This is a genomic window from Nonomuraea sp. ATR24, from assembly GCF_041950485.1.
Taxonomy (GTDB): Bacteria; Actinomycetota; Actinomycetes; order Streptosporangiales; family Streptosporangiaceae; genus Nonomuraea; species Nonomuraea ceibae.
On the sequence record NZ_JBGNUU010000041.1, the window covers coordinates 1 to 25902 of the forward strand.

General features: G+C 70.5%; 29 protein-coding genes and 1 pseudogene. 16 read left to right on the top strand and 14 right to left on the bottom strand.

What is annotated here, in order from left to right; all coding sequences use genetic code 11:
• The first annotated feature begins 132 nt into the window (after positions 1-132).
• The 3 genes from ACBI99_RS45235 (at position 133) to ACBI99_RS45245 (ending at position 1229) form a co-directional block, all read left to right on the top strand.
• A complete protein-coding gene (locus tag ACBI99_RS45235; RefSeq protein ID WP_375075395.1) occupies positions 133-462 on the top strand; it encodes a hypothetical protein in 330 nt (109 codons plus the stop codon).
• Positions 463-607: 145 nt separating this feature from the next.
• Complete coding sequence (locus tag ACBI99_RS45240) at positions 608-865, top strand: hypothetical protein (protein ID WP_219508868.1); 258 nt, start codon at positions 608-610, stop codon at positions 863-865.
• Between the two features lie 25 nt (positions 866-890).
• Complete coding sequence (locus ACBI99_RS45245) at positions 891-1229, top strand: winged helix-turn-helix domain-containing protein (RefSeq protein ID WP_219508869.1); 339 nt, start codon at positions 891-893, stop codon at positions 1227-1229.
• A gap of 62 nt (positions 1230-1291) precedes the next feature.
• Here the strand turns inward: ACBI99_RS45245 and ACBI99_RS45250 are convergent, their stop codons facing one another.
• From ACBI99_RS45250 to wrbA, 3 genes are all read right to left on the bottom strand, one after another.
• Entirely contained in the window at positions 1292-1567 is a 276-nt protein-coding gene (locus ACBI99_RS45250; protein WP_375075382.1) for an alpha/beta hydrolase fold domain-containing protein, read from the bottom strand.
• A gap of 302 nt (positions 1568-1869) precedes the next feature.
• On the bottom strand, positions 1870-3294 hold the full coding sequence (locus ACBI99_RS45255) for an MFS transporter (protein WP_375075383.1): 1425 nt from the start codon (positions 3292-3294) through the stop codon (positions 1870-1872).
• A gap of 25 nt (positions 3295-3319) precedes the next feature.
• Entirely contained in the window at positions 3320-4000 is a 681-nt protein-coding gene (wrbA, locus tag ACBI99_RS45260; protein WP_219508874.1) for an NAD(P)H:quinone oxidoreductase, read from the bottom strand.
• A 79-nt stretch (positions 4001-4079) separates the two neighbouring features.
• On the opposite strand from wrbA, the gene ACBI99_RS45265 reads away from it, so the two are divergent.
• The 3 genes from ACBI99_RS45265 (at position 4080) to ACBI99_RS45275 (ending at position 5644) form a co-directional block, all read left to right on the top strand.
• On the top strand, positions 4080-4574 hold the full coding sequence (locus tag ACBI99_RS45265; protein ID WP_246645818.1) for a MarR family winged helix-turn-helix transcriptional regulator: 495 nt from the start codon (positions 4080-4082) through the stop codon (positions 4572-4574).
• A gap of 123 nt (positions 4575-4697) precedes the next feature.
• Positions 4698-4967, top strand: a complete 270-nt coding sequence (locus ACBI99_RS45270; RefSeq protein WP_219508876.1) for a site-specific integrase — start codon at positions 4698-4700, stop codon at positions 4965-4967.
• Between the two features lie 218 nt (positions 4968-5185).
• Positions 5186-5644 carry a tyrosine-type recombinase/integrase gene (locus ACBI99_RS45275; RefSeq protein ID WP_375075384.1) on the top strand — a complete coding sequence of 153 codons (459 nt, stop codon included), beginning with the start codon at positions 5186-5188 and terminating at the stop codon, positions 5642-5644.
• Positions 5645-6436: 792 nt separating this feature from the next.
• On the opposite strand, the gene ACBI99_RS45280 is transcribed toward ACBI99_RS45275, so the two are convergent.
• Positions 6437-7342 (bottom strand): universal stress protein, encoded by a 906-nt coding sequence (locus ACBI99_RS45280; protein ID WP_219508880.1) that lies wholly within the window; start codon positions 7340-7342, stop codon positions 6437-6439.
• 767 nt (positions 7343-8109) lie between these two features.
• Between ACBI99_RS45280 and ACBI99_RS45285 the strand changes: the two genes are divergently transcribed.
• Together ACBI99_RS45285 and ACBI99_RS45290 are read left to right on the top strand one after the other, a co-directional pair.
• Positions 8110-9342 (top strand): NAD(P)/FAD-dependent oxidoreductase, encoded by a 1233-nt coding sequence (locus ACBI99_RS45285; RefSeq protein ID WP_375075396.1) that lies wholly within the window; start codon positions 8110-8112, stop codon positions 9340-9342.
• Positions 9343-9359: 17 nt separating this feature from the next.
• Complete coding sequence (locus ACBI99_RS45290) at positions 9360-9830, top strand: TspO/MBR family protein (protein ID WP_375075397.1); 471 nt, start codon at positions 9360-9362, stop codon at positions 9828-9830.
• Positions 9831-9951: 121 nt separating this feature from the next.
• Here the strand turns inward: ACBI99_RS45290 and ACBI99_RS45295 are convergent, their stop codons facing one another.
• A complete protein-coding gene (locus tag ACBI99_RS45295) occupies positions 9952-10515 on the bottom strand; it encodes a fasciclin domain-containing protein (protein ID WP_372455389.1) in 564 nt (187 codons plus the stop codon).
• 664 nt (positions 10516-11179) lie between these two features.
• Between ACBI99_RS45295 and ACBI99_RS45300 the strand changes: the two genes are divergently transcribed.
• From ACBI99_RS45300 to ACBI99_RS45310, 3 genes are all read left to right on the top strand, one after another.
• Positions 11180-11926, top strand: coding sequence for a carotenoid biosynthesis protein (locus ACBI99_RS45300; protein ID WP_308125939.1), 747 nt, complete (start codon positions 11180-11182; stop codon positions 11924-11926).
• Positions 11914-13368 carry a phytoene desaturase family protein gene (locus tag ACBI99_RS45305; protein WP_375075385.1) on the top strand — a complete coding sequence of 485 codons (1455 nt, stop codon included), beginning with the start codon at positions 11914-11916 and terminating at the stop codon, positions 13366-13368. Before ACBI99_RS45300 ends, ACBI99_RS45305 begins: the two co-directional genes overlap by 13 nt.
• A 122-nt stretch (positions 13369-13490) precedes the next feature.
• Positions 13491-14513, top strand: coding sequence for a glycosyltransferase (locus ACBI99_RS45310; protein ID WP_375075386.1), 1023 nt, complete (start codon positions 13491-13493; stop codon positions 14511-14513).
• On the opposite strand, the gene ACBI99_RS45315 is transcribed toward ACBI99_RS45310, so the two are convergent.
• A complete protein-coding gene (locus ACBI99_RS45315) occupies positions 14464-15060 on the bottom strand; it encodes a glycerol-3-phosphate acyltransferase (protein ID WP_375075387.1) in 597 nt (198 codons plus the stop codon). The genes ACBI99_RS45310 and ACBI99_RS45315 overlap by 50 nt on opposite strands.
• On the opposite strand from ACBI99_RS45315, the gene ACBI99_RS45320 reads away from it, so the two are divergent.
• Positions 15032-15736 carry a spheroidene monooxygenase gene (locus ACBI99_RS45320; RefSeq protein WP_375075388.1) on the top strand — a complete coding sequence of 235 codons (705 nt, stop codon included), beginning with the start codon at positions 15032-15034 and terminating at the stop codon, positions 15734-15736. The two genes, ACBI99_RS45315 and ACBI99_RS45320, sit on opposite strands and share 29 nt — an antisense overlap.
• A gap of 5 nt (positions 15737-15741) precedes the next feature.
• Here ACBI99_RS45320 and ACBI99_RS45325 read toward each other — a convergent pair whose 3' ends face one another.
• Genes ACBI99_RS45325 through ACBI99_RS45340 form a run of 4 tightly spaced genes read right to left on the bottom strand, consistent with a single transcriptional unit; the run spans position 15742 to position 19413 of the window.
• Positions 15742-16716 (bottom strand): phosphate acyltransferase, encoded by a 975-nt coding sequence (locus ACBI99_RS45325; protein WP_375075389.1) that lies wholly within the window; start codon positions 16714-16716, stop codon positions 15742-15744.
• Positions 16713-17612, bottom strand: a complete 900-nt coding sequence (locus ACBI99_RS45330) for a phytoene/squalene synthase family protein (protein WP_219508884.1) — start codon at positions 17610-17612, stop codon at positions 16713-16715. The genes ACBI99_RS45325 and ACBI99_RS45330 overlap by 4 nt, the downstream gene beginning before the upstream one ends.
• Positions 17609-19063 carry a phytoene desaturase family protein gene (locus ACBI99_RS45335; protein WP_375075390.1) on the bottom strand — a complete coding sequence of 485 codons (1455 nt, stop codon included), beginning with the start codon at positions 19061-19063 and terminating at the stop codon, positions 17609-17611. The genes ACBI99_RS45330 and ACBI99_RS45335 overlap by 4 nt, the downstream gene beginning before the upstream one ends.
• Positions 19063-19413 carry a hypothetical protein gene (locus ACBI99_RS45340; RefSeq protein ID WP_375075391.1) on the bottom strand — a complete coding sequence of 117 codons (351 nt, stop codon included), beginning with the start codon at positions 19411-19413 and terminating at the stop codon, positions 19063-19065. Before ACBI99_RS45340 ends, ACBI99_RS45335 begins: the two co-directional genes overlap by 1 nt.
• 327 nt (positions 19414-19740) lie before the next feature.
• On the opposite strand from ACBI99_RS45340, the gene ACBI99_RS45345 reads away from it, so the two are divergent.
• The 4 genes from ACBI99_RS45345 (at position 19741) to ACBI99_RS45360 (ending at position 22926) form a co-directional block, all read left to right on the top strand.
• Positions 19741-20010: a metal-sensitive transcriptional regulator gene (locus tag ACBI99_RS45345; protein WP_219508889.1), complete on the top strand. Its 270-nt coding sequence runs from the start codon at positions 19741-19743 to the stop codon at positions 20008-20010.
• An 82-nt stretch (positions 20011-20092) separates the two neighbouring features.
• Entirely contained in the window at positions 20093-21427 is a 1335-nt protein-coding gene (locus ACBI99_RS45350; RefSeq protein ID WP_375075392.1) for a rhodanese-like domain-containing protein, read from the top strand.
• Between the two features lie 39 nt (positions 21428-21466).
• Entirely contained in the window at positions 21467-22045 is a 579-nt protein-coding gene (locus ACBI99_RS45355) for a rhodanese-like domain-containing protein (RefSeq protein WP_219508892.1), read from the top strand.
• A gap of 35 nt (positions 22046-22080) precedes the next feature.
• Positions 22081-22926, top strand: coding sequence for a sulfite exporter TauE/SafE family protein (locus tag ACBI99_RS45360; protein ID WP_375075393.1), 846 nt, complete (start codon positions 22081-22083; stop codon positions 22924-22926).
• Positions 22927-23182: 256 nt separating this feature from the next.
• On the opposite strand, the gene ACBI99_RS45365 is transcribed toward ACBI99_RS45360, so the two are convergent.
• The 4 genes and pseudogenes from ACBI99_RS45365 to ACBI99_RS45380 form a co-directional block, all read right to left on the bottom strand.
• Positions 23183-23455: a DUF1876 domain-containing protein gene (locus ACBI99_RS45365; RefSeq protein ID WP_219508895.1), complete on the bottom strand. Its 273-nt coding sequence runs from the start codon at positions 23453-23455 to the stop codon at positions 23183-23185.
• A 464-nt stretch (positions 23456-23919) separates the two neighbouring features.
• Positions 23920-24249, bottom strand: coding sequence for a DUF3140 domain-containing protein (locus tag ACBI99_RS45370; RefSeq protein WP_375075394.1), 330 nt, complete (start codon positions 24247-24249; stop codon positions 23920-23922).
• A gap of 2 nt (positions 24250-24251) precedes the next feature.
• Positions 24252-24479 (bottom strand): DUF2945 domain-containing protein, encoded by a 228-nt coding sequence (locus ACBI99_RS45375; protein WP_219508898.1) that lies wholly within the window; start codon positions 24477-24479, stop codon positions 24252-24254.
• 121 nt (positions 24480-24600) lie between these two features.
• Positions 24601-24998: pseudogene (locus tag ACBI99_RS45380) on the bottom strand (FAD-binding domain-containing protein); the annotation flags it as partial.
• Between the last annotated feature and the right edge of the window lie 904 nt (positions 24999-25902).

Here is a 25902-nt window from a genome sequence, read left to right on the forward strand (position 1 = left end):
ACCTGTTCCAACAGCGGAGCTCCTGTGGTGAGGATGTCTTGGAGTGACAGACCTCTTCTACAGCGGCTCCGCTGCTTTGTTCACCGGTCTTGACGAACAGCCCTCTCCCTTAACTGAACGGCGTTGCACCTAGTGCTGGCCCTCAACCCCGGGCAGCCCGGCTGCTGGAGACGCTGCCGACACCCTACTGCCCGCCGCCACCTCGGCCTTCCCGATGTCAGCGGGCCGCACCCCCACACGCGGCCGCGGCCGCGCCGACCGGCCCAGCCGGGAGTCTTCCGCCGGCGACTTTTCCGTCAGGTCGACGCCGCCCTCGGCGCCGACCTGCGCCTGCACCCCGCTCCGCTGGTGCTCGTCGGCGACGAGCGCACCACCGCAGCATTCAAACGGCTGTCGGCCAACTGTCAGCGGCTGGCCGGCATCGTCACCGGCAACCTGGCCGCCCCCGGCCGGCCGAGCTGACCGCCCACATCCGCACGGTGCTCGATGCCTACCTGCACCGCCGCCAAGATGAAGCGCTTGCCCTGTTCCAGCAGCGCACCGCGGCCGGCCGCGTCGCGTCCGGAATGCCGGCCGCCAGTGGGCCGCTCGCAACAGGAGGCCCGAGATGCTCGCCGTCGACGACTCGCTCCATTACCCCGCCCGGCTGTCCGACGACGGCGACACCCTCACCCCGGCCGCCGACATCGACCACCGCGACGTCATCGAGGACGCCATGGACGAGCTCATCGAACTCGTCTGGCCGGGGGCGGCTGGATCGCCTTCGCCACCCCGCAAGCCCTGGCCGGCCATCAAGGCGTCGCCCTGGTCACCCGCCGCTGAGCACGCCGGTCGTGCATATCATGTCTTCTGTTTCGCGATATGACAGTCGTGCTTCTAGCCTGAAAGACATGCCGGACTGGACGTTTCTGACCAACCACGCCCACGTTCTGCTGTGCATCGCACGCGACCCCGGGGTGCGCATCCGCGACGTGGCCACCCGGGTCGGCATCACCGAACGGGCCGCGCAACGCATCCTGGCCGACCTGGTCGCCGCCGGATACCTGACCGCTATCCGCGAGGGGCGGCGCAACCGCTACCAGCTCAACCCGTCCCTGCCGCTACGCCATCCGCTGGAACGCGATCACCAGATCGGGGAGATCCTCGCGGTCTTCCACGCCACCGAAGCGCCCACGCCCAAGGCCAGGCCCGAAACGCTGACCGCACCGACGGCGGATGCACACCAGTGATCCGTCCACTGCGGCATATCTGGGGTGCCGGTAAGAAACGAGCTCACGCAGGGCACCGCCCGTCAAGCTCGCCGTGGGAGGGGAGACTGAGGTGCTCGGTCCGGCTGCGCCCAGGCCAGATCTGGGGTGCGGACGTGGTCGAGCGCAGCCCGGTCAACGAAGTCCTGGCCGTCGTTTGCATCGATGGACGGGCTGGAGAGGGTGAGGTCAGTCTGTGGGGAAATGGCCACCGCCCCCATGGAGGGATCGCCTGCCTGCTTGAGCATGAGCTCCGCCGACAGCAGCAATGTGCCCCCGGCGGACCCACCCGCCAGGATGCACCCTGCTGTGCCTTGCAACGGACCCCGCCTGTGAACCCGCCACGGCCTGGGCGAACGGGCTTAGCGTACGTTCTCGTTTCATCCGGATTTCCGGCCTCGACGCTACTGCCTTGATCGCCTCGTGCTCCGACTCGTGGTTCTCCCGGCCCTCGCCAGCAGCCGCAACGCGCGCTGCCGAAACTCCGGCGGGAACTGACCTGGCATGGCTCCATCCTCCAATAGAAGTTGGAACTGAATCCAGGACGGTTCACATGCACCGCCACGTGAGGTCGTACGCGGACACAGGGGTGCGGCGAGTGAGCACGCGGCGTCGGCGGCGGTCAGCCGCGCCGGTGCCGCGGCAGGAGCAAGCTGACCACCGCGATGGCCAGGCCGAGCCCGGCCGCCATGAGGAAGACCAGGCCATATCCGGCGGCGAGGGCTGCGGTCGGGGAGCCCGCGCCGGCCTCCGACGCAGCTCTGGCGCCGGCAGCCGTCGCGAGCACCGCCAGGCCGATCGACCCGCCCGCCTGGCTGGCGGTTTGGGCCAGGCCTCCGATGATCCCCGCATCGCCCTCGGGAGCGTCAGCGGTCGCCACGGCCATGAGAGTGGGGAAGGTCAGCCCGATGCCGACCGCGATGAGCAGCGTAGGCCCGAGCACGCTGGTGCCATAGCCGCTGCCGGCATGAGCCAGGGAGAGCCAGCCGAATCCGGCCAGGAAACCAGCGCTGCCGGACAGCAACAGAGGCCGCACGCCGGTGCGTGGCAGCAAGACGGCGGCCCACCGCGCGATCACCATGAACATCACCGCCGCGGGTGTCTGCCCGAGCCCGGCTTGAAGCGCGCTGTAGCCGAGGACGTTCTGCAGGAAGAGCGACGTGAAGTACCACATCGCGATGGTGACTCCGCCGAACAGCAGCAGCATGCCGTTACCGACCGCCACCCCCCGGATCTTGAACAGCCGCAGCGGCACTATCGGCTGGGTGGCGAGGCGCGCCTCCACCGCGGTGAAGACGACGAGCAGGAGCAGGCCCGCCACAACCGGCCCGATGACCAGCCCGGACGACCAGCCGTGATCGGCGCTCTGCATGACCCCGTAGATCAGCGCGGCCAGCCCCGCCGTCCCGGTGACCGCGCCCGTGAAGTCGAGCGACTCTCGCCGGCTGCTTCGCGTACCGGCCAGCGACATTATCGCCGCGACGATCAGCATCGCGCCGATGGGCACGTTGATGAGGAAGACCCACCGCCACGACAGGCCGGTGGTGATGGCGCCGCCCGCGATCGCGCCGGCCAGCCCGCCCACACCGCCTGCGGCGGACCATGCGCCGAATGCCTTGGCACGTGTGTTCGGCTCGGTGAAGCTGGTGTTGATCACGGCCAGCGTCGCCGGGGCCATCATGGCGGCTCCGACGCCCTGCGCGAGGCGGGCCGCCACCAGGACCTCCGGAGCGGTTGCCAGGCCGCCGACCAGGCTCGAGGCGGAGAACAACAACAGCCCCGCGGCCAGCATCCGGCGCGGGCCGTACAGGTCGGCGGCGCGGCCACCCAGCAGCATCAAGCCGGCGAAGGTGAGCAGGTAGCCGTTCACCACCCAGGCCAGGCCAGTGGGTGTAAAGCCAAGGTCCTCGCGGACCGAGGGCAGGGCCACGTTCACGATGGACGAATCCAGGATCACCATGAACTGGCAGGCACACGCCAACGCCAGGACCAACCAGGAGGGCCCGGTGTGCGGCCTGGCCCGCTGCGTCTCGATGTTGGTTGTCATGACTTACTCCTGGCCAACCCGCCGCTCACGCGGTCCGGGAGGCCGTAGCGGCCAGGGCTTCGCGGGCGTTTCCCTTGCCCGCGGCGGCATCAGTGACGCGCCCGCTTCCCAGCAGCCGGATGGTGATCCGGGCCAACCGCTGCCCCTGGTATCTGGCCGCTTCCAGCACCGCGGCGTCCGGGCCGTCTCCAGTTGGGCCGGTCACATGCGAGGTGCCATAGGGGTTGCCACCGGCGGCGTACACGGCCGGATCGGTGAATCCGGGCGGAACGATCAGCGCCCCCCAGTGGTAGAAGACGTTGCCCAGCGACAAGATTGTGGCCTCGCTGCCGCCGTGCCGGTTGAATGCCGAGGTGAAGGCCGTGACCGGCTTGTCGGCCAATCCGCCTTCGTGCCACAACCCGCCGGCCTGGTCGATGAACTGCTTGAGCTGCGCGGCAGGAGCGCCGAACCGCGTCGGCGTCCCGAACGCGAATGCATCGGCCCACGCCAGGTCATCGATCGAGGCCTCAGGGGTTGACCCGGCGGCGTCGGCGTGCTGCCGCCACAGCGGGTTCTGGTCAATCGCGCTGTCGGGAGCCAGCTCGGCGACCCGCCGCAGCCGCACCTCGGCCCCGGCCGAGGCGGCGCCCTCGGCGACGGCCTGCGCGAGCGCGTGCACGCTGCCTGTCGCGCTGTAGTAGATGACGGCGACCTTCACGGTCATGCCCGGCTCCTCATTGTCGAGTAAGATTGGTTACGTGCATAATAGTTATGTGCATAACCAATGTGTCAAGGAGGAGCCCATGGACTTCGAGCACGCCGACGCCCTCAACCAGGCCATCCGCCTGTTGAGCCTGCGCCACCGAGCCAGGGCCGCATCGCTGCTGGCCCCGCTCGGCCTGCACACCGGTCAGGAGGCGCTCCTGCTCGAGCTCGACCGGACCGGCCCGATGATCCAGGCACAGCTCAGCGAGGCGCTCGGTTGCGAGCCGCCCAGCGTCACGCTCATGACCCGCAAGCTCGAAGCCGGCGGCCACATCCGCCGCACACCTGCCCCCTCTGACAAGCGCGCCAGCATCGTCGAACTCACCGACAGCGGCAAAGCTCTGGCCGACCAGGTCAAGCAGCTTTGGTGCGCTCTGGCGGAGGAGACCGTGGGCGGCCTGCCCGCCGAAACGGTGGCAGAACTCCCCGGCATCCTCAAAACCTTGACCGACAACGTGGACACCAGGCGCCCCACCACCCAGGCGGCGCCGGCACGGTCTAGCGCCGTGCGCTCACCCAGCAAGGCTTCCTAGATAACCGTTGTCATCTGGCAAGACGGCGATCACCGGTATAGCGCGACCTGGGCGGCCGTCGCCCGCAGGCAGGTTTCGTGTCCCGGCTATCCGGCAACTTCGCGGATGATGGAGGCCGGCACGATGGATCCGGTCATCGCCAAGCAGCTCGGCCGCGCCCACCCGCTCGCCCGGCACCTCGACGACTTCCTCACCGACCTGGCCAACACCGGGAAGTCGGCGCACACCCGGCGGGCCTACCGCGGCGACCGGATCGCCTTCGCTGCCCACCACGGCGAGGACCTCGCCGAGCTGACCGCCGCGCCGGTCCGGGCGCTGCTGGCCGAGCTCGCCGAGCTGTCTCCGGCCAGCCGCAAGCGCAAGCGGGCCGCCGTCGCCTCCTTCACCAAGTAGGCCGTCCGCCACGACCTCCTGCAGGCCAACCTGATGGACCGGATCGACACCGTCAAGGTGCCCAAGAGCCTGCCCCGCCCGGCCGGCGCGGCCGACGTGACCAAGGTGCTCGCGGTGATCTGCTCACGGCGACCGCGCCAACAGACACCGCTGGACCGGCTGCGGGATCGGGTGCTGTTCGAGACCGCCTACGTGTGCGGCGCCCGCGCCTCGGAGGTGTGCGGCCTGTACGTCGAAGACCTCGACCTGCGCCTGGACGACGAACACGTCCGCATCCACGGAAGGGCGGCAGCATCCGAACCGTCCTTCTCGACGACCGAGGCTACGTCACCCTGCTCAAGCTCTACCTCGCCCGCGCCGGCTACACCGCCGGGCCGCTGTGCCGCGCCTCCACCAACGGCCGCGGCGGGCCGCTGTCCTACGACGCCGCCCACCCCCGCTGGCGGACCTACTGCACGCAGTCCAGGATCGAGATCGACATCCACCAACTGTGCCACACCCACGCCACCGAACTCATCAACGCCGACGCCTCCATCGAGGCCGTGCGCCGCCACCTGGGCCACGCCTCCACCGAAACCACCCAGCTCTACGCGTTGCTGGACGACAAGGTCGCCGACGCCGAGATCAGACGGCATCCATCTCAAATCTTTACCGCCTCGGCGGTCCTGGATCGGTGACTTGCAAGATCAATGCCGTTTGGGGCTCATGACACGTTTCCTACTGGCACCCCTATCTGCATGGCGGCCCCCGCCCAGCCGCAGCCTCGCGGGACCAGGTGCCGCCCCACGAATCGCGGCCCCGTCCCTCTCCAGCCTGGTGACCGCCCCACCACCCTGACAGCACATAATGTGACGATGCAATCGCCGCACGTGTGACCGGGTATCGAGCGCTTCGTCGATCAATGCCCCGGTCCGGCGACACGGCCCTGTGACACAGAAGCTGCATTATCTGTCACACCGGCTCTCGCCGGGCAGTGTCCGCCCAGCTCGCCGTCCGCAGCCGAGCGCTTCCTGGAGTCGGTGCAGGCGGCCACCACCTGCGCCGGCTAGGGCCAGTCTCAAAGTGTTGATCAACCGCCTGACCGCCGTGGCTGGATCGGCCATCGCTGAACTCCATCAGCCCCGCAGCACGCAGTGCGTCCCGGATTCGCTCAGCATCGCGATCACGCTCGTTCCACAGCGGCCGCCGTCCTTGGCCGTAACCGAACCTCGGCTCGTCATCGCCCGTGATCTCACCGCAGACGTCGTGGTGCGACGTGGTGAGCTTGCGATGCAGAGGCAGCAGGACGAGGGTCTGCTCACCGACCCAGCGTTGTTCGCCCAGGCCGAAGCTGGTGTTCGGTGCCACGGCAGGCCATCAGCGGGCAGATCCGCATTCGCGGAATTGCCATGGGCGTAGGCGCGGTCGAGGAGCACCGCTTCGGTACGCCGGCTTGCCGCGCGCCTTCGCGATGGCGCAGCTGGGTCACATCATTCCGGCGGGATCCGCGGTTTTGGCTGAGCGGCGGGGGTCACTGCGACCGGGCACCATGAACCGAGCAGCGCCGCCTGGGTGACCGGTCCCAGCAGAAGGCAGGCGGGCGACTCGTTTCCCCGGTTGCCGAGCACGAGAAGCGTCGAATCTCTGGCCGCCTCGATCAGCGCGCGCTCCGGACGCTCGGTCACGAACTCGGTCGTCACGGATACCTCCGGATACCTGCCGGCCCGCTGAAGTGCGACTTCGCGGAATCGGGCTTCCGCACCCCTGCGTAGAGCGTGTGAATCCACGAACGGAAGTGGCTCGTGCCAGGACGATGATCCGCAGTCTCCCCAGCAGCACATGGCCCTCAACGTGCCGCCGCGAAGCGCGGCCTCGTCCAGAGCGAAGTCAAAAGCCGCCAGACTGGCGGACGAACCGTCGAGGCCGACCAGGATACGGGCACCCTGGCTGCTCGGCGGTAGGAGGGGCGGCCGTACGACGACGACCGGCCTGCTGCTGTGCGCGGGCACCTGTACGGCGGCGGACCCCACCTGCAGGCCGTCGAATCCTCCTTGACCGCGAGACCCGAGCACTGTGAGCTCCGCTTCGCGTCCCGCCTCCACGAGCACCGCCGAGGGCGTGCCCCTGCCCAGCAACGGCTGGACATCCATCTCCGGAGCCAAGTCGCGGACCCGGCGGAGACCCTCTTCTACGACGCCGCGAGCGACCTGCTCCATCTGGGCGAGCACTTCCTGCACAGCGGGTTTGAGGGCGTAGGGCCAGTGCACGGCATGGCAGACGAGTACGGGGAGCTTCCGCAGTCGAGCCTCTTCGACTGCCCAGCGCAGCGCGTAGTGGCTCTCGGGCGACTCGTCGTAGCCGACCAGGATGGGCCGACCGGCATGTGCATCGCTCACTACTGCCTCCTGGAAAGAGGGATTCTCTGGCCTGCCGCATGAGCCGTTCCCCTGGCTGACGAGATGAGGCCCTCGGGACATGAAAGTCTTGGCCTAAACCTGCTTGCCCTGAGCACGCCCGCTGACCATGAGGATGGCGGGCTGTCACGTCCCGGGCGGAGGTGACCGTCACTGGGGCAGGAGACGGTCTGCGGCGTTCTGGTCGCCGATGTTCGCGGCTCTCTGTCCAGGCAGATCGTCCAGGCCGGGGCCCGGCCCACTGCAGTGCCCAGGCAAGTGCCGTGGCGACCCTGCGCGAGCCGGCCTATGGCGCCACTCTCACATGATCTAGCAGCCGCTATCGGGATCGGCGCTGTGTGGAACATCCGGTTCATGGCGGGTGGGCATGTAGGCGACCAACTGGGCGAGGACCTGCACGCCACCCGCGCCAGCAGCCACTGGTTACTCAGCGGCTCATTCCGGCACACGGACTGCGCCAGTGAACGACAGGAGGCATGGGAGGCAGCCTGCGCTGAAAGGAGACTGCGAGGCGTGTCCACGGGCATGGCAGTACGAAGAAGACAGGAGCGAATGATGAGAGCCGACATTCACGACGTAGGGCGTGCCTGCGGCCGCGACTGCGTCCTGACGTACAGCGCGGCCTCCAGGCAGGAGCAGGCCACCAAAGTCTCGTTCGTGAGGCCCCGCGGATGGCTCAGCGGGGCAGCCTGTGACCGTCCGGGCATGTGGCTGCCCTCCCCGGTGTCACGAACGGCGGCCTGAGCGCTGTGGGCGCAGCGAGGCCGACAGCGATCATCGTCGGCGCGGGAATCGCCGGCCTGGCGTGCGCCCTGCGCTTGCACCAGGCCGGCGTGCACGTCCGGGTCCTGGAGTCCGCCGATGGGGTCGGAGGCCGCATGCGCACCGATCTGGTGGACGGCTATCGCCTGGATCGTGGATTCCAGGTCTTCAATACCGGATATCCCGAGGCCGGGCGTGTACTGGACATCAAGGCGCTCCGGCTCCGGTCATTCAGTTCCGGCATGCTCATCTTCGGCGCTGGCGGTCTGCACCGGGTGATGCTCCCGTGGAAGCATCCCCGCCACGCGCTCAGCGGCCCTCTGTCCGGCGTCGGCTCACTGAAGGACTGGGCCGCACTGGGTGCGATGACGTTCCGCGACATGGCGGCACCTGCCGCCTTGCTGCGCGGCGGTCGTGAGCGGTCGACCCGGTCGGAGCTGCGACACTGGGGCATCTCCGAGGCGATGATCGATCAGCTGCTGAGGCCGTTCCTGTCGGGGGTCCTTCTGGAACGGAAGCTGGAGACCTCCAGCACGTTCTTCCACCTGGTATGGCGGTCCTTCGCACGCGGCACCATCGGGTTGCCCGCTCTGGGCATGGGCCAGATACCGATACAGCTCGCCACTCGCCTGCCGAGCGGCGCCCTGCACCTGGGGAGGCCGGTCGAAGCGATAACCGACGACGGCGTCCTCCTGCGGGACGGACATGAGATGGCGGCCGCTGCGGTGATCGTCGCCACGGATCCGCGCTCAGCCGCAGACCTGCTTCCCGAGGTGCGGGCTCCTGCGATGCGGTCGGTCACCACCTTCTATCACGCGGCACCTCGATCGCCCCTCGGCGAGGCCACCCAGATCATCGACGCCGAAGGCCACCTTGCTGACACGTTGGTGCTCACGGACGCCGCTCCTGAGTATGCCGCCGACGGCCGGGCGCTCATTTCCACCTCCGTCCTCGGCGTCGTCGGTGATGACCACGAACCGCAGCTCCGAGCCCGCCTGGAAGAGATCTACGGCGACACGCGAGGGTGGCGCCACCTGGCGACCTACGCGATCAGGGACGCTCTGCCCGCGATGCTGCCGCCCCTGTCACTGCGCCGCCCCGTACGGCTCGCGAGCGGTCGCTATGTCTGTGGCGATCATCGTGACACCGGTTCCATCCAGGGAGCGCTCGTCTCCGGCAGGCGCGCCGCCCAGGCGGCACTGACCGACCTATGCCCCTGAGAGAGGAAGTGAGCCACATGCTCGCGAGCCCTGCAATCCGTCGCTTCGCCGCACTGCCGTTGTTCGTCGTCGCGGTCGCACTCGTGGCGACTGTCGGGTCGCTGGCTTCGGCGAACGCGAGCAGCGACTACCTCGCGCTGGCCAAGCCTGGGTGGGCGCCACCGGCGTGGCTGTTCGGCCCGGTCTGGACACTGCTCTACGGCATGATCGCCGTCTCCGGCTGGCTGGTGTGGAGGGTGCGCGGGTGGACGCCTGCGCTTGGCGTCTATGCCGTGCAGTTGGTGCTGAACGCCGCCTGGACGCCGTTCTTCGCCGCTGGGCAATACGGGCTGGCTTTCGGCGGCATCGTGCTGTTGTGGCTCGCGATCATTGTGAACGTCGTGGCGTTCTGGCGCCTGCGCCGTAGCGCGGCCCTCCTGCTGATGCCGTACCTGCTGTGGGTGAGCTTCGCGGCCGCGCTCAATGCGGCCATCTGGCAGCTCAACTGATCCGGCCTGCCACCGAGCTGCAGGCCGGGCCTGCCGGTCACCCCTTCGATGCTTTGCAACACGTCTCGGGTGCCGGAGGGCGCGATGGAGGTGACCACGCCCTCCGGCACGAGCCGTTGCGCTACTCGGGCATCAGGACTTCGTCGATGATGTGAACGGTGGCGTTGCTCGTCGGCACGTCGCCACAGACCACCTTCGCGTCGTTGACCGTGATGTCCTCACCCGAGCCCTTCACAGTCAGCGCACCGCCGGACATCGTGGTGAGTGTGCCGTCCGCCAGGTCCGCGGCGGCCTTCTTGCCCTCGACCACGTGGTAGGTCAGGACGTTGGTGAGCTGCTCCTTGTCGGCCAGGAGTTGGTCCAGCGTCTCTTTCGGAACTGCCTCGAACGCCTCGTTGGTGGGCGCGAACACGGTGATGTCCTCGGCGGAGTTCAGCTTCTCCACCAGGCCGGCCCGCTTGACCGCGTCCGCAAGGGTGGAAAGCTCGGGCACCTGGGTGGCGGCGGTGGCCACCGGCTGGTCGGCGATGCCGGCGAGGCTGCCTTCGATGGCGGCGCACGCTGGGCCGAACGGACTGCCTTCTGGGGCAGGTGACGGCGTGGGAGAGGCGGCGGATGCGCCATTGGCGCCGGCCATGGTGGCGGTCAGCGTCAAGGCCGCCGCGATCAGCAGGTGTTTCACGATGGTCCCTTCTGCAGTTCCTCGGAGTCACCGGCGGAGAACCCGCTCGGCGTGAAGTGGTCCGGTTCCGGACCGTGGGTCTCTCGTCTTCAGTCTCAAGCGAGCATCGACATGTAGGAGTCACATACGGCCCAAAATGGGATAAATGGCGCGAACGGCATATTTGTGATGGTGAGTCCGGTGAGGCGCTGCTCGCGGTGTCCCCGGCGCGCCACCTGTGCGTGGCCTGATCTGCGGTCGACCGGCGACTCGTGCCTTTCATGGCCTTGCCGCGATCGGTTGGTGCCTCGTTCCTGGATCGCCGCAGCCGGTTCGCCACCGGGGCCGGCGGAGGCGCCGCCCGTGACAGCACGCACCAGGAGCAGGACCAGCATCCATGCGGCCGGACGGTCTCCACCCAGCGGGCGATCATTCACCCGCACAGGTTCCTCGGCCACCTCCACCGGTAGGCGATCTCGCCCTTTCACGGCCTGATCTTCGGCCGGATGCCGGTCAACGTGGCCGCCGCGGGCCGGCGCCGGGAGCGATCCTTGTCCTGATGCTCGCACCGTCATGGTGATCACTTGGCGCGCGGCCGGGCACGGGGATCCATGTGCGCGGCCGCTCCGGAGGACACGGTCTGGAACAGACACCAGGACACGGTGTGCGACAGACATCACATGAACGGGTGACGCGTGCCGCGCTGAGGCCGGCACGCGCGCTGGGCGTGGTGTTCCTGCTGGCGATGGCGGGCGTGCAGGTGGCCTCGGGGCTGGATGCCAGGCCCGAGCGGTTCACCGGGCCGATCGTGGGGCTGCTGGCCGCGTGTGCCGTGGCCTTCGCCGCGGAAGCGTGGGGGGCGCGCAGGGCGGCCGCCGCGTTCGGCGCGGCGGCGCTGACCGGATACGCGGCCGAGGTGGTCGGGCTGCAGACAGGGTTCCCGTTCGGCGCGTACAGCTACAGCGCCGTGCTGTGGCCGCAGGTGGGCGGTGTTCCCGTGGCGGTGGCGCTGGCCTGGGGCGGCATGGGGCTGGCGGCGTACGCGGTGGCGGGCGCCGTCGCGCCGGGCGGCGGGTGGGCGCGGGTGTGCGCCGGCGCGGGCGCGCTGACGGCGTGGGACCTGTTCCTCGATCCGCAGATGGTCCGGCTGGGGCTGTGGACGTGGGCGCAGGACGGCTTCTACCGAGGTGTCCCACTGAGCAACTTCGCGGGCTGGCTGCTGGTGTCGGCGCTGGTCATGCTGGTTGTCGGGCGCGTGTGCGGCGGCAGCACACACCGACGCGGGCTTCTCGTGCTGTACACGGTCATGGCGGTCATGGAGACGGTCGCGTTCGCGGCGGTGTTCGAGCCGCCCGACCTGCTGGTGGCGGTGGCCGGGGGGCTCACGATGGGCGCGTTCGCCGCGCCGGCCTGGAGGCGGTCATGGCGGAGGTGACGGTCATCGGCGGCGGCGTGGGCGGCATGGCGTGCGCGCTGCTGCTCGCCCGGCAGGGGCACGAGGTCCGGCTGTACGAGCAGCTGCCGCGCCTGGGCGGCAAGCTGGCCGAGCATCGCCGGGACGGGTTCGCCTTCTCCCTCGGGCCCTCGCTCCTGACCATGCCGGAGCTGTTCCGTGAGCTGGGGGTGGGGCGCGAGCTGGTCGAGCCGGAGCCGCTGTGCCGCTACCGCTTCGCCGACGGGACGGTGCTGGACGCCCGCCGGGATCCTGACCGGATGGCGGCCGAGGTGGAGCGGCTGGCCCCGGGGGAGGGGCAGCCCTGGCGCGCCTTCCACGCCTGGGCCCGGCGGTGCCCGGACGCGGCGCACCGGACCGTGTTCGCCGGGCCGCTCATCCGGCGGCCAGAGGCGGCCCGGCTCTCGGACCTGCTCGCGGTCAGCCCCGCGCGCACGCTGCACGGGCTGGCCCGGCGCTACTTCCGCGACCCCCGGCTGCGGCAGTACGTCGGCCGTTACGCCACCTACGCCGGGTCGAGCCCGTACCGCGCGCCCGCCGCGCTGGGGTGCGTCCCGGCGCTGGAGCATGGGCAGGGGGTCTGGTACGCGCCCGGCGGCCTGGCCCGGCTCGCCGACGACCTGGCGCTGTTGCTGAAGGCCGCAGGGGTGCAGGTCTTCCTGGCCGAGCCGGTCGCCGCCGTCGAGGCGAACGGGTCGCGCGTCACGGGGGTGCGGCTGGCGAGCGGCGGGCGTGTCCGGGCCGACGTCGTGGCGGCCAACACCGACGCCGCCGCGCTGTACGGCAGCCTGCTGCCGGACCGCCGACGGCTGCGCAGGATCGCGCGGCTCGGGCGCTCGTCGTCGGCGCTGCTCATCCTGGCCGGGGTCGAGGGGCGCACCCCGGGGCTGCCGCATCACTCGGTGCTGTTCTCGGCCGACTACGAACGCGAGTTCGCCGACATCTTCGACCGCGGGAGCCCGCCCCGCGATCCGACCGTCTACCTCGGATGCTCGGCCGTGGACGACGCCTCCCAGGCCCCGGAAGGGGCGGAGAACTGGACGATGCTCGTCAACGTGCCCGCCCGTGATCCAGGCCGATGGCCCATCGGGGCGCCGGCGTACCGCGATCTGGTGCTGGAGCGACTGGCGGAGCGGGGCCATGACCTGGCGGGCCGGTTGCGGTTCGCCGACGTGTTCACCCCGGCCGACCTGCGGGACCGCTATGGCGCCTGGGGCGGCGCCATCTACGGCAGCGCCTGCCGGGGCAGGCTCGCGCCGTTCCTGCGTCCCGGCAACCGGGGCCCGCGCCGCGGCCTGTACCTGGTCGGCGGCTCCGCGCATCCCGGCGGTGGCCTGCCGATGGTCACCCTGGGCGCGCGCATCGTGGCCGGGCTGGTGGCGCGGGATTTTCCCACCTTGGGCCCGGCCGGCGGGGCGGGATGAGGCCGCTCACCGCCGCCCAACTGGTCGCGGCCGCCGTCGTGGCCGGCAGGCTGGCGCGAGGCCGGCGCCGGCAGCCGCCGCTCCGGCCGTCGCCGCCCGGCCAGGATGGCGCCGGTGTGACCGTGTCCGTGGTAATCCCCGCCCGCGACGAGGCCGCCAGGATCGGCCCGTGCCTGCGCGCGGTCCTCGCGGCTCCGGCCGTCAGCGAGGTGATCGTCGTCGACGACGGGTCCCGCGACGGCACCGCCGAAGTGGCGGCCGAGCTGGGGGCCGAGGTGGTCACCGCCGGGCCGTTGCCCCCCGGCTGGGTGGGCAAGCAGTGGGCGCTGCGCCAGGGGGTGGCGGCGGCGGCCGGCGAGGTCGTGGTCACGCTGGACGCCGACGCCCGTCCCGACCCGGGTCTGTTCGGCGCGCTGGCGGGGGCCCTGGAGCGGTACGATCTGGTGAGCGCGGCGCCCCGGTTCACCTGCGACGGCGTGCTGGAAGAGGCGCTGCACGCCGCCATGCTCACGACGCTGGTCTACCGGTTCGGGCCCGTCGGCCCGGCGAGCCCGCCGCCGCCGCACCGGGTCGTCGCCAACGGCCAGTGCATGGCCTTCCGGCGGGACCGGATGACCCAGGCCGACGGGTTCGCGCTGGTCCGGGACCGGATGACCGACGACGTGGCGCTGGCCAGGCGCCTGGCGGGACAGGGCTGGACGGTGGGGTTCCTGGACGCCTGCGCCCTGCTGGAGGTCGACATGCACGACTCGGCCGGCGAGCTGTGGCGGGAATGGGGCCGCTCGCTGCCGCTGCGTGACGTGACCTCGCCCGGATGGCAGGCGGCCGACCTGGCCGTCGTCTGGCTGACCGGGGCCCTGCCCGTGCTCCGCCTGGCCGCCGGACGGCCCACCGGCGTGGACGTGACGTTGCTCGCCGTGCGGCTGCTGCTCACGGGCGCGCTGCGCCGCAGCTACCGGGAGCCCGGCGTCGGCCTGCTGCTGTCGCCGCTGCTCGACCCGGCGTGCGCGTTCCGGCTGACCGAGGCCACGCTGCGGCCCGTACGGACCTGGCGTGGCCGCACCTATCCGCGGGCGGGAGGCGGCGCGCGGGACGTCAGCGGCGGCGCGCGGCGAGCGCTGCCTGACCGAAGCGCAGCCCGATGAGGCACATCAGCGCCCCCGTGGCCGCCACCACCTCCGCGGGCGCGAACAGCAGCTGCAGCAGCGGCACGCCGAACACCGCCAGGCGCGCCCCCGCCGCGAACGAGCGCAGCGCCAGGGCCGTGGCCGCCAGGGCGGCCACCGCCAGCAGGAACGCCGGCGGGCAGATGATCGCGATGCCGCCCGCGAAGGTCAGGATCGAGCGGCCTCCCCGGAAACCGGCGAAGACCGGCCACGCGTGCCCCACCATGGCCGCCGCCACGGCGAGGTACACCGGCGCCACGCTCGGTCCTGCCACGGTGCCCAGCGCGGTGGTGTGCGCGCCGCTCACCAGCAGCCCCGCCAGGGCGGCCAGCGTGCCCTTCAGCATGTCGCCGGCGAACACCGGTACGGCCGCGCGCCCGCCCAGGTGCTCCTTGACGTTCCAGTACCCGGGGTTGCGGTCGCCGACGTCGCGCGGATCGACACCATGCAGCCGTGCCACCAGGACCGCGACCGGCACCGAGCCGAGCAGGTAACCGATGATGACCGCCACCAGAACTTCAACCATCGCCTCGTTCCACCTCGTCCGGTACAACAGCGCCCGCGCGATGCGGCACATGGCCTTCGACCGGCCGCTGCTGCGGAGCGCCGGCGGGCTGCTGTTCTGGCGGCTGCTGGGCACCGGCCGGGGCCGGGCCATGTCGCTCGGCGCCGACCTGCGCCGGTGGGCGCTGTTCGCGTTCTGGCGCGCCGAGAGCGATCTGGAGGCATTCCTGCGCGCCTCGCCGGTCGCCGCCCGCTGGCGGACGGAGGCGGCCGAGAGCTGGCACGTGCGGCTGATCCCGGTGAGCTGGCACGGCTCCTGGTCGGGACGTGAGCCCCTCGCCGGGCCGATCGCCCGGCACGACGGAGAGGGGTCGGTCGCGGTGCTCACCAGGGCGTCCATCCGGCCACGCCGCCTGGTCGCCTTCTACCGGTCGGTGCCGCCGGTCGACGAACTGCTCCGGCGGCAGGACGGCTGCCTGGCCTCGGTTGGCATGGGCGAGTGGCCGCTCGCCCGGCAGGCGACGTTTTCGCTGTGGCGCGATCGCGAGGCGGTGCGCGCCTTCGCCTACCGCGGCGAGGCGCACCGGCGGGTCATCGAGCGCGTACGGGCGCACGACTGGTACGCCGAGGAGCTGTTCGCCCGATTCGTCCCGTACCGCAGCGAGGGCGCCTGGGACGGTGTCGACCCGCTGCGCTGAGACGGTCACGGCACCGGCTCCGTCGCCACGGCCTCGAGTCCTGCCACCGGGTTCTGTCCCGACAGCGCGTACGCCACCGCGCAGGCGCGGGCGATCGTCGCCGCCCGGGAGGAACCGTGCGCGACGACGACCGTGCTGAGCAGGCCGAGGAGGGCGGCGCCGCCGTGGGTTTCCGGGGAGTAGCGGCGTGCCACCTCGGTCAGCCGGTCCGCGGAGGCGATACCGGCCTCGGCGACCATGGTCAGCGTCGTGCGGACACAGCCCTCAATGTTCTTCAGCATGACGTTGCCGGTAAAGCCGTCCGTGACGATCACGTCCACCGTCCCTGCCAGCACGTCATGGCCCTCGATGTTGCCGTGGAAGCGCAGCGGCGACCCGGCGAGCAGTTCCTCGGCCCGGCGGGTCAGCCGGTTGCCCTTGCCCGGCTCGGAGCCGATCGACAACAAGCCCACCACCGGGTCGGCACGGCCGAGGACGGTCCGTGCGTAAGCCGTCCCCAGCAGGGCGAACTGGGCGACCATGGCCGGACTCGGATCTGCGGTCGCGCCCGCGTCCACCAGCACGCTCGCACCGCCCCGCAGCGACGGCAGAGCCACGGCCAGAGCGGGCCGCAGCACGCCGCCTGACCGGCCGATGCCGCGCACCGCGCAGGAGACCACCGCGCCGGTGGACCCGGCCGACACGAACGCGCCTCCCGCCCCGCTGCTCACCAGCCGGCAGCCGACAGCGAGGCTGGAGGTCGCCAGGGCCGCGGCGCCGGGGCCGCGCTCGGCCATCGGTACGGTGTCCTCGGCGTGCACCGTCGCGACCTCGCCGATGGCGTCGTGCCCGCGCAGTTCGCCGGTCAGCCGTGGCTCGTCGCCGACCAGGATGACCGGCACGTGGTGCGTCCGCTGCGCCAGCACCGCGCCGGCGACCGTTTCGGCCGGCCCGTGGTCGCCGCCCATGGCGTCCAGGACCACGGGCAGCCCGACGGTCACGGGAGCTCCATGCGGACACGGCGCTCGGCCCTGCCCGCCTCGGCGGAGGCCAGCAGATGCCGGGCGAACACGGCCGCCCTGCGCCGGCGCGGAACCCGTACCCGATCCGCCAGGACCTCGAAGCCGCGGCGCTCGATCTCGTCGAGGATGCCGCCGTACAGATCGAAGGCGGCGCGCACGCACGGCCGCGACGAGGTGACGAGCAGATCGATGCCGAGGACGGCGGCACGGTAGTGGTCACGCGCGCGCCCGGACTCGAAGGCCAGCAGGTCCCGCAGAGCGGTCCCGGTACGGCGGGCGCCCAGGTCCTCCACCCGCACCCCGAACTTGTCCAGGTCCTCCGTCGGCAGGTAGACGCGGCCCCGGGCGAAGTCTTCTCCGACGTCCCGCAGGAAGTTGGTGAGCTGGAAGGCCAGCCCGAGCTGGCGCGCCGGCTCGCGGGCCGCCTCCTCACGGCCGGGCGCCGGCTCCAGCACCGGCAGCATCATCGTGCCGATGGCGGCGGCCGAACCGGCCATGTAGCCGAGCAGGTCGTCGTAGGTCGCGTACCGGGTCACCGACAGGTCGGCGCGCATCGACGTCAGGAAGGCTCCGATGTCGTCATGGCCGATGCCGAAGGAGTGCACGGTGTGCAGGAACGCGGGCAGCACCGGGTCGTCCGGTCTGGCCCCCACCAGCCCGCCCTCGACGCGGGCTGCCAGGGCGTCCAGCGCGCGGGCTCGATCGTCGGTCATCGTGAAGGAGTCGACGATCTCGTCGGCGTAGCGGGCGAAGCCGTACAGAGCGTGTACGTGCCGCCGTTTCCACTGCGGCAGCAGCCGCGTGGCCAGATAGTAGGAGCGGCCGTAGCGGGCATGGAGCCGCCGGCAGCGTTCGTAGCTGGCGGTGAGCGTCAACGGGCCCCCTCGAGGATGCGCTGGGCGGCGAGCCGGCCGGAGATCAGCACGGGAGGAACTCCGACTCCGGGTGCGGTGTACATGCCGGCGAAGTGCAGCCCCGGTACCCGCCGGGCGACGGCGGAGGGGCGTAGCCACGCCGTCTGTGTGAGGCGGTGGTCGAGCGCGAACGGGGTGCCCGCGCTGTGCCCGCGTGCCGCCCAGGCGGGCGGATCGAGTACCAGCCGGGGTGCGCCTGTGAGGTCGCCGTAACCGAGGTCGGCCAGGCGTCCGAGCAGCCGAGCCTCCATCCGGGGGCGTAGCTGGTCCCAGTCGGCGTGTCGCAGGTTGGGCGCCGGTTCGAGAACGCTGAGCGTGGCGTGCCCGGACGGCGCGGCCTCGCCGTCCGGCTCGGGGCTGGTGACCAGCAGGCTCGGGTCCGGCTGTGGACGGCCCGCTTCCAGCGCCGTGAACGTCTCCCGCCAGGCCCGCCCGAAATGCAGCGTGTGGTGCGCTTGATCGGCCAGGGGGCGATCAAGGCCGACGTGCATCACCAGACAGGAGGGGGAGTGGCGGGGGCGGCGCAGCCGCCAGTCGTCCGCCAGGTCCGGCAGCAGCCGGCGGGCCGCCAGCCGGTCGCACGCCACGACCACGTGCCTGGCCTGCAGCCGTTCGCCGTCCTCCAGCAGGACGCCGGTGACGCCGTCCCCGTCGGTCTCCACCTTTGTCGCTCGCACGCCATAGCGGATGCTTACGCCGAGCTTCTCCAGCAGCGCCGCCATGGCCACCGGAATGGCGTTCATGCCGCCGTGCTCGGGGAAGTACACGCCGCCGACGGTGTCCATGTGCGCGATGACGGCGTAGATGCCCAGCGCCCGTTGCGGAGACAGCCCCACGTACAGGGCTTGGAAGGTGTGCGCCTTGATCAGCCGCGGGTCCGTCAAGTGACGGGCGGCCAGGCGGTCCAGCCGCCGGAAACCGCCCAGCGCGGCCAGCCGCAGCAGCGCCGCAGGCCGGACCAGAGCGCGCAACCTGGTCATGTCCGCGTCGATGAACGCCGGCCACTCCACCCGGAACATCTCGTCGAGCAGCCGCCGGTACCGCTCGTAGCGCGCCGCCTCCGCAGGCCCGCACACCTCGCGTACCTGATCGGTCATCGCCTCGCGCTCCGGCCGCACGTCCAGGCGCGACCCGTCGTCGAAAACCATCCGGTACGACGGGTCCAACCGGCGCAACGGCAGCCAGCTCCGCAGTTCCTGACCGGCCGCGCCGAACACCTCGGCCAGCAGGCCGGGCATGGTCAGCACGGATGGACCGGCGTCGAAGCGATACGCGCCGAGGCGCACGGTGCCGCAGCAGCCACCGGGCACGTCGAACGCCTCCACCACGCTGACCGGCCGGCCGGCCGCGGCCAGGTGGACGGCCGCCGACAGCCCTCCCAGGCCCGCCCCGACGACCACCACCGGGCTCATCAGACATCCCCGGCGGTGCGCAGCGCGGTTAGTTGCGTCAACACCTGTCTGGCTTCCGGCGGGATATCAGGCGGTGTATCCAGCGCGATGAACGCCTCCTCGACCACGGCGATGATTCGCTCCGCCGCCCTGCCAGCGACCCGCGGCCGGGAGAGGATCTCACGCGCGGGCCCCACGCGCCGCCCGACGTCCAGCAGCGCCGTGCCGGCCCGGCTCCAGGAGGGCAGCGTCGTCACCGGCTCGCCGAACCCGCAGGCATCCCGCCGTCGGCCGGGCCTCCGATGCAGACTGGCCGCTTGCCGGTCAACCAGCTCGCGCGCCTGGACGATGTGCGAGGTCATCGTGTCCATGCACGCATCTCCTTCTGTCGCCATAGCAAGTCTTCGCAGGAGGAGCGGACCCGGCTGCACACGATCCGAAACGCATCCTCACGGTAACCATCGGACGCCGGATCCCAAACGGGACACGCCCGCGCATTCGTCCGACGAATCCTGTAACCGCGAAAAGGCAGCCCGGACACGTCGAACGGCAGCGGGAACACCATGCGCGAGCACGCATCGGTCAGGGAGAGAACCCGGGCTACGCCATCGGAGCCGGCTCCAGCCTGCTTTGGCGTGGCGTTGACCTGTTCTCATGTGATTTGCCTTTTCAGGTACCCCTGGGGGTATGCTCCAAGCATGGAGCTGAACGAGAGCATGGTGGGCGACGCGCTGACCCGACTGAAGCGGGCACATGGCCAGCTGGCCGGAGTGATCGCGATGATCGAGGCGGGCGAAGACTGCACGAAGGTGCTCACTCAACTCGCCGCCGTCTCGAAAGCGCTGGACCGGGCCGGCTTCAAGATCGTCGCGACGGGATTGCGGCACTGCCAGGATGCGCAGGGCCGCGGCGATCGGCCGCCCATGAGCGTGGCGGAGCTGGAGAAGCTCTTCCTGGCGCTCGCCTGATACTGGCGGTCACGGGGCCTCCGTGGCCGCATCTTTCTGCCTTCCGCATACCCCTGGGGGTATTGAGAGGAGTGAAGGGATAATGGACGTCATCTCGTTCCGTACGCCCGGCCTTGGCGACCAGACCTACCTGTTGACGCACGAGGGCAAGGGAGTCCTCGTCGACCCCCAGCGCGACATCGACCGCTTCCTGCGCGTTGCCGCCGAACGCGACGTCGAGCTGCGGCTCGTGCTGGAGACTCACCTCCACAACGACTACGTCTCCGGCGGTGAGCAGGCTGCGCTGCGCACGGGCGCCGAACTCGTGCTGCCCGCCGCCGCCGCACCCGCCTACCGGCACACGCCCGCCTTCCATCTGGAAGACATCGACGGCGGCGACGGCTTGACTCTCCGCCCCGTCCATACGCCTGGCCACACCCCCGAGCACACCAGCTATCTGGTGTTCGTCGACGGCGAACCGGCGGCGCTCTTCTCCGGAGGCAGCCTGCTCGTCGCCTCGGCCGGGCGGCCTGACCTGCTCGGTCCTGAACGGGCCCGCTCCCTGGCCCGTCTGCAGTACGGCTCCCTGCACCGCCTGGCCTCGCTGCCGCCCGGCATCGGCCTGTATCCGACCCACGGCGAGGGCTCGTTCTGCACCGCGACCGGCGCAGGCAGGCTGACCTCCTCCATCGCGGCCGAACGCGACGGCAATCCGATGCTGGCCATCGACGACCCGGAGGAGTTCGCCGACGCGCTGCTCGCGGCTCCCATGCCCGTGCCCACCTTCTACCAGCACATGGGTCCGGCCAACACGCTCGGCGTGCCCCCCATGCCCCCGGTTCGCGTCCCCGTCCTGGACACCGTTCCCCAGGACACCCAGGTCGTCGACATCCGCCCTCGGCAGGCACAGGCCACTGGCATGCTCCCCGGGTCGATCGGCATCGAACTGGACGTCGACTTCGGCAGCTGGGCCGGCTGGCTGCTGCCCTACGCCGAGCCGATCACCCTGGTCGCCGAGGCCGACCAGGACGTCACGGAGGCCGTCACCCAGCTCGCCCAGATCGGGATCGACACCGTGCGCGGCGTCGTCCGTGACCTTGGCGGAGCCGCCACACAGGCCTACGAACTGGCCGAACTCGACGTCTTCGTCGAGCGACTCGCACAACCCGATGCCCAGTTCCTGGACGTCCGGATGCACAGCGAGCGGGAGCGGATCCGGCTGCCGGGCGCGGTCGAGCGGTTCCTGCCCGACCTGATCAAGCAGGGCATCCCCGCCGAACTCGACCCGGAGAGGCCCGTGCTCGTCGCCTGCGCCTCCGGCCGCCGCGCGAACATAGCCGCCGGCCTCCTGGCCCGAGAGGGCTACCGGCCGCTCGTGCTCACCGGCGCTGGCGTCCCCGACGTCGTGGCAGCGCTCCACCAGCGTCAGGCCGCCTGACTTCCATTCAGCACACATCGCCCTGTTAGGAGAACATTCGTGTCCCACATCGATGCGGTTTCCGCCCGTTCGCTGATCGCGACCGACCCCGACGTTCTTGTCGTGGATGTCCGCACCCCTGCGGAGTTCGAGTCCGCCCACATCGACGGCGCCATCAACCTGCCTCTCGACCAGGTCGACGCCCACCTGCGGCGCATCGTGACCGATGCCGGAGGTCGCATGCTGCTCATCTGCCAGTCCGGTGGTCGCGCCGAGCGTGCCAGGACGGCACTCAGCGAGGCGGGGATGCCCGACGTCTCGGTCCTGGACGGCGGCATGAACGCCTGGATCGCCTCCGGCGCGCCGGCGATCCGCGGACGGCCACGCTGGCCGCTGGAGCGGCAGGTCCGGCTCGTTGCCGGCGGCATCGTGCTCGGCTCGGTCATGGCGAGCCTCTGGGTACCGGCCGCCGTGCTCGTCGCCGCGTTCATCGGCGCGGGCCTGACATTTGCGGCTGTCACCGATACCTGCGGCATGGGCATGCTCCTGGCCAGCCTGCCATACAACCGCGCCGGCGGTGTGGATGCCGAGATCTCCATCGCCCGCCTACGCCGGCGTCCCGCGCACGATGCCGAATGACTTTTTGTGACTCAGCCATACCCCCGGGGGTAATTATGATCACCTTGGCCCTTGCCGCTGCCGTCGTGGTCGGCATGACGCTCGGCCTGTTCGGCGGCGGAGGGTCCATCCTCACCGTCCCCGTGCTGGTCTATCTCGCCGGTGTACCGACCAAGCAGGCCATCGCCATGTCGCTGTTCGTCGTGGCCGTCACCAGCGCGGTCAGCGCCATCGGCCACGCCAGAGCCGGACGGATCCGTTGGCGCACCGGGTTGATCTTCGGCACTGCCGGGATGGCGGGCGCGTACGGAGGCGGGCTGATCGGACCACACCTCCCCGAAGCGCTGCTGATGGGGAGCTTCGCCGTCATGATGCTCGCCACCGCAGCCGCCATGATCCGAGACCGCCCCACCCGCCGGGCCGCATCCGCCTCAAGGGAACTGCCCATCCTGCACGTGGTCGCCGAAGGCGTCGCGGTGGGTCTGGTGACCGGGGTCGTCGGCGCCGGAGGCGGCTTCCTGGTGGTCCCAGCGTTGGTTCTCCTCGGCGGCCTGCCCATGGGTGTGGCGGTGGGCACCTCGCTGGTCGTCATCGCGATGAAGTCCCTGGCGGGCCTGGCCGGATACCTGCACAGCGTCCCTGTCGACTGGTCCCTTGCGCTCCCGGTTGCCGTGGCGGCCGTGGCCGGCGGGCTTGTCGGCGGCTCCTTGGCCGGCCGCCTCAACGCGGACCGGCTGCGCAGAGCGTTCGGCTGGTTCGTCCTGACGATGAGTACCTTCGTCCTGGTTCAGCAGGCGCCGCCGGCGCTGCTGCACAGTGGCTGGACCGTCTTGACGGCCGCCGGCGCGGTGGCGGCCGCCGCCCTCGGGCTCGCGCTGCGGCGCCGACGCCAGTCGACTTAGCCGCGATCCTCGCGCTGACCGTCGCTTGCGTGCGCAGTCTGCCTGCACCAGCGCGGCCCAGTACGCCTACCGAGTCGGCTTGAGCCGGACCGGCCAGCGCCCCCGGACCAGCCTCAGGTGCTGCGTCTCCGGTAGCGGTCGCGCGCCGGATCCCGATACTCCCGGTGCCAGACACCCTGCGGATCGACGCACGCCTCGACCATCTGAAACGCACCTCTGCGGCCGCCATGGCGGTAGATTCGCTCTACTTCCCGAATCACCACGATCGGCTCGGGACCGGCGCGTCGGCGACCTTGGTGATGTCATGTTGCGTGACGATGGCGAGCTGATCGGCAAGGTTGGTCAGCGCCCGTGAGGCCGCGAGTTCGTCGCCGATCTCCGGCACTGACGGGTCGGCCGGGTTGCGCCGGGCGTGACCCGTGCCGGTCATTCGTTCCTGGCCGTCCTGAGTGCTCAATACCGCCCGGGCGTGAGTGTCATCGCCGTCCTCGGCCAGGTAAACCTGTACCGTCCACTGTTTGGCTTCCATAATCTTGTTCCTCCATCGTGAGGGCCATCCCCTCCGTCGCACCGTCCCGGGCCCGGCTGACGCCAGGGCTGGACGTCCTCACGTAGCCCCTGCCCCGAAGCGCTCACCTGTATGAGACCGACCGGCCCTAGACAGGTCCATGTCCTGCCGGAGCGTGATGGAGGTGCGCTTGACGACGGTGCGAATGCATCCCGCGGACGTGACCGTCGTTGCGCCATGATCAAAGTCGGAGTGTCCGCGCGAGCGTCGCTACTCCTCCGATCCGATGCTTTCCGGCAGCGAGAGGGCGGCTGATCACGTCGGGCGCTCGCCGGCCACCGATCGATCCTGGCGAGCCTCGTACCCTCCGGGGTCACAGTTCGCACGCCGGGGGCACCGTGACCTGCGCTCGGCGATGTCGGATTCCGTCCACCGGGATTCGGCCGCCCTGGCGGTGACGTGGCGGCTCGGTCCGGGGACCCGGCTCATTTCAGCGGGTCATGGCCCCAGTTCATCAGCGAATAGCGCCATCTGGACTCTCGGACGTCGCCGGAAGGCCGTTGCGCCAGGTGCCGGTGTATGTAGCCGATCACCTTGCGCATGTGAGCGTAGTCCTGGGCGGTGAGGGACGACTTCTTCGCGTGGAGCAGGTCGACGATCTTGCGGCCCGATTCGTGGCCTGTGGATTCGCCGCCGTCGTCCTTCTGCCCGACCGCTTTGGACTCATCCGTGGTGAGCCAGTGCTCCAGTTCCTTGGCGGTCATGTTCACCGCCTGGCCGAACTCCGCCGCGATCGCCCGCTCCTCCTCGGTCATCGCTAGCCTTCGTCCTTTCGCAGGGCTGACGGCTTGTGCACGGCTTTCTTGCCGCTTTTCTCGCTGCGCACCACGTGCTGGGGTTCGTCGGGAGTGGCGGCCACGGTACGGCCGGCTTCCTTCCGCCTACTGGTGATCTTCTTCTCGACTTTGCCATGGACGGTGGATCCATGGCTTCGCCAGGTGACCTCGTCGCCAACCGACAGGTCTTCCTTCCGCTTCTTCGTCATGCGCTGCGACTACCCGAACCTGCGCTCGCGACGCCTCAGAGTAGTCATCGACACGCCCATCCTCGGGTCAAGGCGCGGCCGTATCGCTTCTGGGTCATGATCGCTCCGCCGCGCGTCGATGTCACGCGGCCGCCCGATATCGGGTCACCAGTCGGTCAGAGCATCGGGGGGGGTAGCCGTCCGGTGGTGCGGCCAGACGCAAGGGCTGATGGATGTGGGCGGTGGACACGTCGGCGAGCCCCGGGAACGTAGCATCGTACGCAGTCGCCCGCCGGGTCGCATCGCTGGGCTTGGCGCAGCGGATTGAGCCGCGGTTGGGTCGGGTGTCGCCGGTGCCGGCGATCCATTGCCAGTCGCCCGAGTTGTTGGCCACGTCTCCGTCGAGCAGGTGGTCGAAGAGTGTCGGGCACCGGCGTGCCAGGCGATGCCGAGAAGCTTGACCAGGTAGGAGGCCACGATGAGTTGGGCCCGGTTGTGCATCCGGCCTTCGGCGAGGAGCGGGCGCATGCCGGCGTTCCACGATGGGCAGCCCGGTCATGTCTTTGCGCCAGGACTGCAGCGCGTCCTCGTCGTCGCGCCAGCGGTGGCTGCGGGGGCGGTAGTCGTCCCCGGTTGATGCGAGGGAAGGCGTACGTGACCTGGTGGTAGAAGTGGCGCCAGCACGACTGGCGGACGGACGCCTCGCTGCCGGCGGCCAGGTGGGCCAGTCTCAGCGGTGACAGGCAGCCGAACCTCAGGTAGGGGCTCAGCCGTGAGGTATGGTCACCGACCAGACCGTCGTGGGCGTCGGCGTAGCCCAGCAGAGCGCGGCGCATCCACTGATGGACGCGGTGGCGGGCGGTGGCGCCACGGACGCCGGGCGGACGGGGCGGGCACTGGCCGGGGTGGAGGTCGCGTACTACCTGCGGGTGGAGACCTACATCCATGAACGGAGAAGAGGCAGGCGGCGGCACAGGGGATTCGCTGTCCAGACGGTGGGGGCGCACGGCGCCGGGTGCCGTGCGCCCCGCGCCGCCGGCGCTACTTCTTCGGTCGAGCGATGAACGAGGTGAAGATCACCGTGACAGCGAAAACCACGGAGATGATGACGATCGCCAGGGGCCAGTCCATGGTGGTCTCCCTTCAGGCGGAACCTGACACTCTCAGTCCATGCCGTCGATGCGCTCGCCGCCAGGGGCGAAAGTCCCTGCGCTAGGCCCTCGCAGGGCGGAAGGTGATAATGGACCCGCCGACACGGGTCTTTGTGCTCTGGGCCCGCGGCCGCGTGGGGTGTGGTCTGGAGGCGTGGGACTAGGACCAACGCCGTTCAGTTAGGGCTGGGGTCGTGGCGTCAAGGGCTGGCCCGGAGCATGTTGATGCTGATGGTGGCTTTGTAGGTGGTCCGGTCGATGGCGGGTCCGCGGGCGTTGTATTTGGAGATCGC